The 7,824-nt window shown below is 65.9% G+C and carries 7 protein-coding genes; all 7 read right to left on the bottom strand.

The genetic code is table 11. The annotated features are described in order from the left end of the window. Positions 1 to 1,684: AAA family ATPase (locus RT697_RS09270; RefSeq protein ID WP_313698335.1), on the bottom strand; the 1,684-nt coding region annotated here is incomplete at its 3' end. A 22-nt stretch (positions 1,685 to 1,706) separates the two neighbouring features. Continuing rightward, positions 1,707 to 2,798: a type VI secretion system baseplate subunit TssG gene (gene tssG, locus RT697_RS09265; RefSeq protein WP_313698333.1), complete on the bottom strand. Its 1,092-nt coding sequence runs from the start codon at positions 2,796 to 2,798 to the stop codon at positions 1,707 to 1,709. Then, entirely contained in the window at positions 2,762 to 4,600 is a 1,839-nt protein-coding gene (tssF, locus tag RT697_RS09260) for a type VI secretion system baseplate subunit TssF (RefSeq protein WP_313698331.1), read from the bottom strand. The genes tssG and tssF overlap by 37 nt, the downstream gene beginning before the upstream one ends. 51 nt (positions 4,601 to 4,651) lie before the next feature. Then, positions 4,652 to 5,137, bottom strand: a complete 486-nt coding sequence (tssE, locus tag RT697_RS09255; RefSeq protein WP_313698330.1) for a type VI secretion system baseplate subunit TssE — start codon at positions 5,135 to 5,137, stop codon at positions 4,652 to 4,654. A 64-nt stretch (positions 5,138 to 5,201) separates the two neighbouring features. Beyond that, on the bottom strand, positions 5,202 to 5,705 hold the full coding sequence (locus RT697_RS09250; protein ID WP_105237422.1) for an Hcp family type VI secretion system effector: 504 nt from the start codon (positions 5,703 to 5,705) through the stop codon (positions 5,202 to 5,204). A 48-nt stretch (positions 5,706 to 5,753) separates the two neighbouring features. Beyond that, on the bottom strand, positions 5,754 to 7,247 hold the full coding sequence (tssC, locus tag RT697_RS09245) for a type VI secretion system contractile sheath large subunit (protein WP_312431755.1): 1,494 nt from the start codon (positions 7,245 to 7,247) through the stop codon (positions 5,754 to 5,756). Beyond that, positions 7,240 to 7,755, bottom strand: coding sequence for a type VI secretion system contractile sheath small subunit (tssB, locus tag RT697_RS09240; protein WP_313698327.1), 516 nt, complete (start codon positions 7,753 to 7,755; stop codon positions 7,240 to 7,242). Before tssB ends, tssC begins: the two co-directional genes overlap by 8 nt. Positions 7,756 to 7,824: the final 69 nt, after the last annotated feature.

Here is a 7,824-nt window from a genome sequence, read left to right as displayed (position 1 = left end):
CCAGCGGCTGCTCGCCCTGCAAGGCGCGCAGCTCGTCCATCAGGCCGGCCAGGCGCTGCTGCTCGGGCGTAAGCGGCGCGGGCGCCGGCTTGCGGCGGCCGGAAGCCGGCGCGGCGGATGGCGCCCCGGCTTCCGCGTTCGGCGCATCCTGACCCTGGGCTTCCAGTTCGGCGCGCAAGGCCTGGATCCTGTCGACCAGCGCCATCTCGGCCGCGTGCCGCCCTTCCGCGTCGGCCAGCGCCGCTTCCACACTTGCGATCTCCGCGTCCAGCTCCGCCAGCCGCGCCTGCGGCGCCCCCGTGGCGGCTTCGCGCCGCAAGGCTTCCCGTTCGGTGCGCAGCCGAGTCAGGCGATGGCGCGCATCGTCGATCAGCGCCGGCGTGGCGCTGCGGCCCAGCGCCACGCGCGCGCAGGCAGTGTCGAGCACGCTGACCGCCTTGTCCGGCAACTGACGGCCCGTGATGTAGCGATGCGACAGCCGCGCCGCCGCAACAATGGCCTCGTCCAGGACGCGCACGCCGAAATGACGCTCCATCAGCGGCGCCATCCCGCGCAGCATCGCTGCCGCCAGCGCTTCGTCCGGTTCCTCGACCTTCACCACCTGGAAGCGGCGCGCCAGCGCGGCGTCCTTCTCGAAGTACTTCTTGTATTCGCTCCAGGTCGTGGCGGCGATGGTGCGCAACTCGCCGCGCGCCAGGGCGGGCTTGAGCAGATTGGCGGCGTCGTTCTGGCCCGCCTGCCCGCCCGCGCCGATCATCGTGTGCGCCTCGTCGATGAACAGAATGATGGGCGACGGGCTCTTCTTGACCTCGTCGATCACATTCTTCAGGCGGTTCTCGAACTCGCCCTTCACACTGGCGCCCGCTTGCAGCAGCCCCATGTCCAGCACCCGCAGCGTCACGCCAGCCAGGGCGGGCGGCACGTCGTCCGCGACGATGCGCAGCGCCAGCCCCTCGACCACGGCAGTCTTGCCCACGCCCGCCTCGCCGGTCAGGATGGGATTGTTCTGCCGCCGCCGCGTCAAGATGTCGATCATCTGGCGGATCTCGGCGTCCCGCCCGATGACCGGATCGATCTTGCCTTCCCGCGCGCGCTCGATGAGGTTGGTGGTGTACTGGTCCAGCGCGGGCGTCTGCGACAGCGCCGGCGCGGGCTTGCCGGCGTCATCCTGCCCGGCCGCGCCATCGGCAAAGCCCACCGCCTGCCCCGCCTCTTCCGAGCCCTGCGTCAGGGCGGCGAAATCGTGTTTCAGTTCGTCCAGCCGGAACGATTCGAACAGCGGAGAGCCCCGGCGCGCCAGTTGCGCCAGGTCCGGCTCCGTCAGCAACGCCAGCAGCAGATGTCCGGAACGGATCCGCGTGGTCTGCGTATCCAGCGACGCGATCAGCCACGCGTGCTCGAACAACTTGGGCAGGTGCGGCGAAAACACGGGCGTGCGCGTGTTGCCGTTCTTGAACCGGTCTATCTCCGCCTTCAGATCGGCTTCCAGCGCATCGGCCTGGATGTGGCAACGCCGCGCGATGATGCTCACATCGCTGGCCGGCTTTTCCAGCAGCGCCAGGAATAGATGCTCAAGATCCACTTCATAGTGGCCTTGCGCCATGCACAGACTGGCCGCGCGCTCGGCGGCCTGGCGGCAGGTCTGATTCAACTTCCCGATCAACGTCTTCAGCGGAGTGGCCATGAGTCTTTAGCTTGTCTTCGGTTCAATGGATGGTGTGCAGTTCATAACTGGCGTCGTCGCGGTCATCGGCCGCCGGCCCGGTGCACAGGAACGAATTCCAGCCCAGGCGCACGTCGCCGCCTTCGCCAAGCTGGCAGGGCATGACGCTCTCGCGCGCCAGCACCAGCCGCACCTCGTACTCGAAGGTCATGCCGCCGAACATCGTCAACAGCTTTTCCAGCGCCTGCGCGCGCTCGCCGCCCGGCAGGAAGTCGGCGAAGTCCTGGCGCGAGAGCGGACCGATCCACAGCCGGATGCGCAGGTCGCGCTGCCAGATGCGATCGCCCGCCAGGGCGGACACGCCCAATACCGCGCCCGGCTGCCCCAATTGGGTACGGTTCTGCGGCGGCACGTCGTACCAGCGGCCCACGAACTGCTCCACCCGCAGGGGCACGCCAAAATAATCCTGCAGCACGCGTTGCAGCAGCGGCGCCGACACGGGCCGCTGACGCGCGGCCGCGGCATAGTGCGCCACCGATTCGTCGAAGACCCTGCCCGCGCCGTTGTGCAACCGGTCGCGCAGCGCCGGGTGACCGATGCCGCCCAGCGCCAGCAACAGCGGCAGAAAGTGATGGTCCTGTTCGGTTTCGTGCCGCAACGGCATGCGGTACTTCTTCCAAGCGGCATAGAACAGCGCCGCCGCCCGGTTCGAGAAAATATCGAAAAAGGCACGCGCCCCGCGGTCGCGCCGCAGGCTCTCGCGGTTTGCCAGCATCTCGGAATAATGCAGCGGCAGCGCACCCTGCCCGCCCAGCAGGCCAAAGAAGGCAGGCGTCACTTCCACGCGGCCCAACCGTCCCTCGGCAATGGCAGCCTGGCGCGCCGCCTCGTCGACCAGCGCCTCGCCGTGCTTGTCATACGCCACCGCATCGACGACTTCGCTGGGCGGAAACGCCAACCCGGGCGCATTGGGAAAGCGCAGATGCACGGGCACCGTATGGCGCGTCGCGCCGCGCTCCTGCCGCGCAAAGCACTGCTCGAGCAGGCGCACGGCCTGGAAAAACTTGAAGCGCTGCGGCTCTGCCAGCAGCGCGTCCATCACGCTAGGATGGCGTCGCCGTTGCATGGGGGGCATCGTAGTAATTCCTCTGCGCCGCGGCGCGACAACACGACCAATTGCACGAAGCTGTTGGCATGCACGTACAGGCCGAAGAACCGGTTGATGACGGCAACGAAGGTATGCAGGCTCGTGCCCACAAAGTGGTCTTCGTTGACGGTCAGGCGAATCTCGATCCCGCGCACGAACGTGGCGAAGGGCTCGCCCGGCATCCAGTGCGTGGCCGGTTTGTAATCCAGGCCCACCAGCCCTTCGATCTGGCGCGCGGCCACCGCCGACCCCGACAGGTCGTACAGGCGCAGCGTTTCCTTCAAGGCGGGCAGACCGCTTTGCACGAGGGACAGATGATTCAGCGCCAGATGCGATATCAGACGCCAGTGCGCCGCCCGGCCCTGCTGGAACCGGTGCGAATGCGTCGGCCGGCGCAGCATCCGGATGCTGCGCGCCACCGTGCCGCCTTCCAGGAACAGGTCGCCGCCCGACTGACCCACCGCGATGCTCGCGGGCAGGTCGCGGTTGGTGCACGTCAGATCCAGGCTCAGGGTTTCAGTCTGGGGTACCGAGGGATCGAAATCGATGTCGACGATGGAAATCTCGGTCTCGTATCCCGGGCTGCGCTGCGCCATCGATGCATCGCGCCGCATCGTCCAGTAGTGGCCCGCGGACTCCGGCGACTCGCCATGATGCAGCGAGTAGAACGGCCGGAAATCCACGACCGAATCGTTCAAGGCATTCTGCCGCACCTGGCGCACGCGATCGATGGAATAGACCTCATAGCCATAGGCGCGCCGCGCGTCGGCCACCACCGGATACGACGCCGCCGCATGCGTCACGCGGATGGGGTCGGCGCGCTGCGCAAACAGGTTCACCACCGGCGTGCAGCCCAGCCGCAGATTGTCGGCCGAGGTCGATTCCAGCAGCCGCGCCGTGTTGGAATCGGCGCGCACGCCGCTCACGGGCACGTGCAACGTGAACTGCCGCGCGGCGCCCACGTGGGGTCGCAGCGCCGTCAGGTCGATGTCGACGAAGTTGAATTTCTCGGGGAAGGTGAAGTATTCGGTCAGCAGGCGGTACGCCGGATGCGAGCTGGCCGGAAAGTCGATCAGCGCATCGTCTTCGGCCAGTCCGACCTGCGCCAACGGGATCGCGGCCAGCCGGTCCCAGCGCCCCGGCTGCAGCTCGACATACGCCGCGGCCGCGCGCAGGAACAAGGCGTCGCGCAGCGCCGCCACGAACGACGGTTCGCCGTGCAGATAGACGCGCAGCCGCTCGATGCCCGGCATGCCGAAGTGCTGGTTCTCGCCCAGGCAGCCCAGCGTGATGGAGAAGCGGCCCGTGACGCCGGCCGGCAGCTTGGCGGTGGCCGGCGCATTGGCGCTGGAGTCGAACGCGGCGCGCCGGACCTCGATAGGCGCCAGCGCAACGTCGTAGGCCGTGCGGAAGCGGCACGCCACCCCGCGCACCGGATGCGATTTCAGTTCGGTGCCACGTTCGATGCGCACGGGCGCGGTCAGTTGCGCGCCCGCGCCGCCCAGGTCGAACTGGGCCACGCTGCACGAGGGAAACGGCCGCAGGTAGTGCGGGTACATCACCTCGAACAGCGCTTCGGTGAATTCGGGGTAATCGTCGTCCAGCTTCTTGTTGATGCGCGCGCTCAGCAGCGCGAACGACTCGATCATGCGTTCGACGTGCGGATCCTCGCAGGTCTCGCCCGATAGTCCCAGCCGCGCGGCGATCTTGGGATAGCGCTCGGCAAAGTCGCGCGACGAGGTGCGCAAGAAGCCAAGTTCGCGCTCGTAGTAGGGCAGCAATTCTTCCATTGATGTCTTCCTGTCCGGCGCGTCAGGGCACCTGCACCGCGCGTTGATGCGCTAGACCGCGGCCGGGCTTTTGGCCCAACCCTTGGTCACGGAGTACTGCAAGGTCGAGGGCTGCAGGGTGGCGTCGAATGTCACGGGTTCGTGGGCGGGCCCCACATCCAGCATGGCCGTGATCGCGAAATACAGCACCGACGTCGCCCGGCTGTCGACCTGCAGCATGACCCGAACGTGCGTCAGCCGGGGCTCGTGCCGCGCAATCGCCTGCTCGAGCGAACGGCAGATGAACTCGCGGTCGTAGTGGCTTGCCAGGCTCAGCCCCGAAAAGTCCGACAGCCCGTACGTCAGCACGGACCGCCGGCAGTTCGGATAGCGCCGCAGATCCTCCTCGGTGAACACCATGCGGGTGTTCAGCAGCGCCTCGATGTCGCGCGCCACCGTCTCTTTCATTTCCTCGATCGACAAGCGCCGCAACGCATAGGGCGACTGGCCCTCTGCTTCGAACAGCTTGTCGAACAGACTCGGTTCGAATCCTTTCATCGGGGCCTCAAAAGAAAGACGGCGACCCACTTGGGCCGCAGTCTTCGTGCCTGCCCGGCGGAGATCAGACCGAGTAGGTCTTGTCGTTCTTGGTCAGGCTCCAGGCGCCCTGGGCATTGCCGCCCTGATTGCCGCCCACCTTCTGCTGCGTGTACTTCCATTGCACGGCGGCGTACTTCAGCGAGAACGTTTCGTGCGGCAGGCCTTCGGCCACCACTTCCGGCGCCACGCGGGCAATGATCACGTACTTGAGCTTGATCTCAAGGTACTTGACGCGGTTGCCCTCGCCATCGGCGCGCAGGAAGTCGATGGTCACTTCGTCGAAGGTCGTGCCGCCCGACGCGTGCTGGTACAGCAGCGGGCTGACAACGTCCAGATCCTTGGTGAAGACCATTTCTCCGTGTTCGGTGCGCTCGGCGGTATGGCCGCCCGAGGTCGATGCGGTGGCCGAACGCGGCTGGATGATCTCGTGGCGCCACGAACTGACTTCGATCCAGTCCGGATGGTCCTTATCCTGCGACTCGCCCTTGAGCGCCGGATTGCCGAACTTGACGTAGATGTCCTTCATTGTTGATAGCCTCTTCAGATGATGGATGAGTTGTCAGTGCAATGACGCTCAGGATTTCTGGGCCTGCGCCGGCAATTCGGCGACCAGGCGCAGCGAGATCGAGAGTTCGTCAAGCTGGAAATGCGGCCGCAGGAACGCCACGGCACGGAAGACGCCAGGGCGGCCTGGCACCTCGGCCACTTGCACCGATGCTTCGCGCAGCGGGAACTGCGCCTTTTGTTCCTGCGTCGCGTTGTCGTCCAGCAGCACGTACTGCGATACCCAGCGATTCAGGAAACTCTCTACGGACTGCGCCGACGCGAAGCTGCCGATCTTGTCGCGCATCATCGCCTTCAGGTAGTGCGCCACGCGCGATACCGAGAAGATGTATTGCAGTTGCGCCGACAACACCGCGTTGGCGTTGGCGCTGTCCGTGTTGTACTTCTTGGCCTTCTGCACCGACTGGGCGCCAAAGAAGGCCGCGTAATCCGAGTTCTTGCAATGCACCAGCGGGATCAGGCCCTGGTCGCTCAGTTCCTTTTCACGCCGGTCGGTAATGGCGATTTCGGTCGGGCACTTGAGCGCAATTTCGCCGTCGTCCGTCTTGAACGTATGCGTGGGCAGGTTCTCGACCAGGCCGCCGCCTTCGACGCCGCGGATCGCCGCGCACCAGCCGAAGTCGGCGAAGGCCGCCGTCAGGCGTGCGCCGAAGGCCCACGCGGCGTTGCACCAGAGGTACTTGGAATGGTCGGTGCCGTCCACGTCCTCGACAAAATTGAAGCCTTCGACCGTGGTGCCTTCCACCGGGTCGTACGGCAGACGGCCCAGAAAGCGCGGCATCGTCAGGCCGACATAGCGCGAATCTTCCGAATCGCGGAAGCTGCGCCACTTGGTGTATTCCACGGTGTCGAACACCTTGGCCAGATCGCGCGGGCGGCCCAGGTCGGCAAAGCTGTCCAGACCCAGCAGCTCCGGCGAGGCCGAGGCGATGAACGGCGCGTGGGACGCGGCGGCCACGTGCGACATCTGCTCGATGAAGTACATGTCCTCGGGCTGGCGCGTGATCTCGAAATTGCCCAGCAGCGCCCCGAACGGCGCACCGCCGAACGTGCCGAATTCCTCTTCGTACACCTTCTTGAACATCAGGCTCTGATCGAAATCGATCGCGGTCTGGAAGTCGCGGACCAGGTCGCGCTTGGTCGTATTCAGCACCTTGATCTTCAGCATCGGGCTGGTGTCGGTCTCCTGGCACAGGTAGTGCAGGCCGCGCCAGGTGCTCTCCAGCTTCTGGAATTCGGGCGCGTGCATCACTTCGCTGAGCTGGGCCGAGATCAGGCGGTCCAGCTCGGCAACGCGCGCGTCCAGCATCGCCGACAGGTTGTCGGACACGACAACGGTGCCCTTCATCACCTCACGCACCAGCTCGCCGATGATGTCCTTGGCGCGGTCGTGCTCGGCAGTGGATTTGGCGACGCGGCTTTGCTCGACGATCTGGTCCAGCAGCCCGCTCTGCGCGTCGGTGGCGGTGGCGGCGGTGTTTTGCGCGGCGGCGGAATTACTCATTGCGGCCTCCCTTGTCGGTCTCGCTGGTGAGCTGTTGCAGCTTTTCGGTGCTGGTCAGCACTTCGCCCAGCAGGTCTTCCAGCTTGTCGTTGCCGGCGAGCTTGTTGCGCAGATCGGCCAGCTTGGTGCGGATGTCCAGCAGCTCGCGCAGCGGATCCACCTGTTGCACGACGGCTTCCGGGCGGAAGTCCTCGATGGACCGGAATTTCATGTCGACGCCGAACGTGCCGCCCTCCTCGGTCAGCTGGTTCTTCACCCGGTACGCCGCGCGGGGTTCCAGTCCCCGCATCACGTCGTCGAAGTTGTCGACGTCGATGTTGACGAACTTGCGGTCCTTCAGACGCGGCAGCTCGGCCTCGGACTGCGCAGAAAAGTCGCCCACCACGCCGACCACGAAGGGAAGCTCCTTCTGTTCGATGGCGTCGCCCTTCTCCACGTCATACGTGAGCTGAACGCGCGGCGGACGGACTTTCTGCAATCGTTTCTGAACGCTTTCTTTCTTGGCCATGGACGGCTCCGTGCAAAGGATCTTGTCTGTCGGTCGGGGAGACGCCGCCAGGGCGGCGCCCCAAGGCGA

Source organism: Achromobacter sp. (assembly GCF_032113835.1).
GTDB lineage: Bacteria > Pseudomonadota > Gammaproteobacteria > Burkholderiales > Burkholderiaceae_B > Achromobacter.
This window is presented reverse-complemented; position numbering and strand designations above follow the sequence as displayed.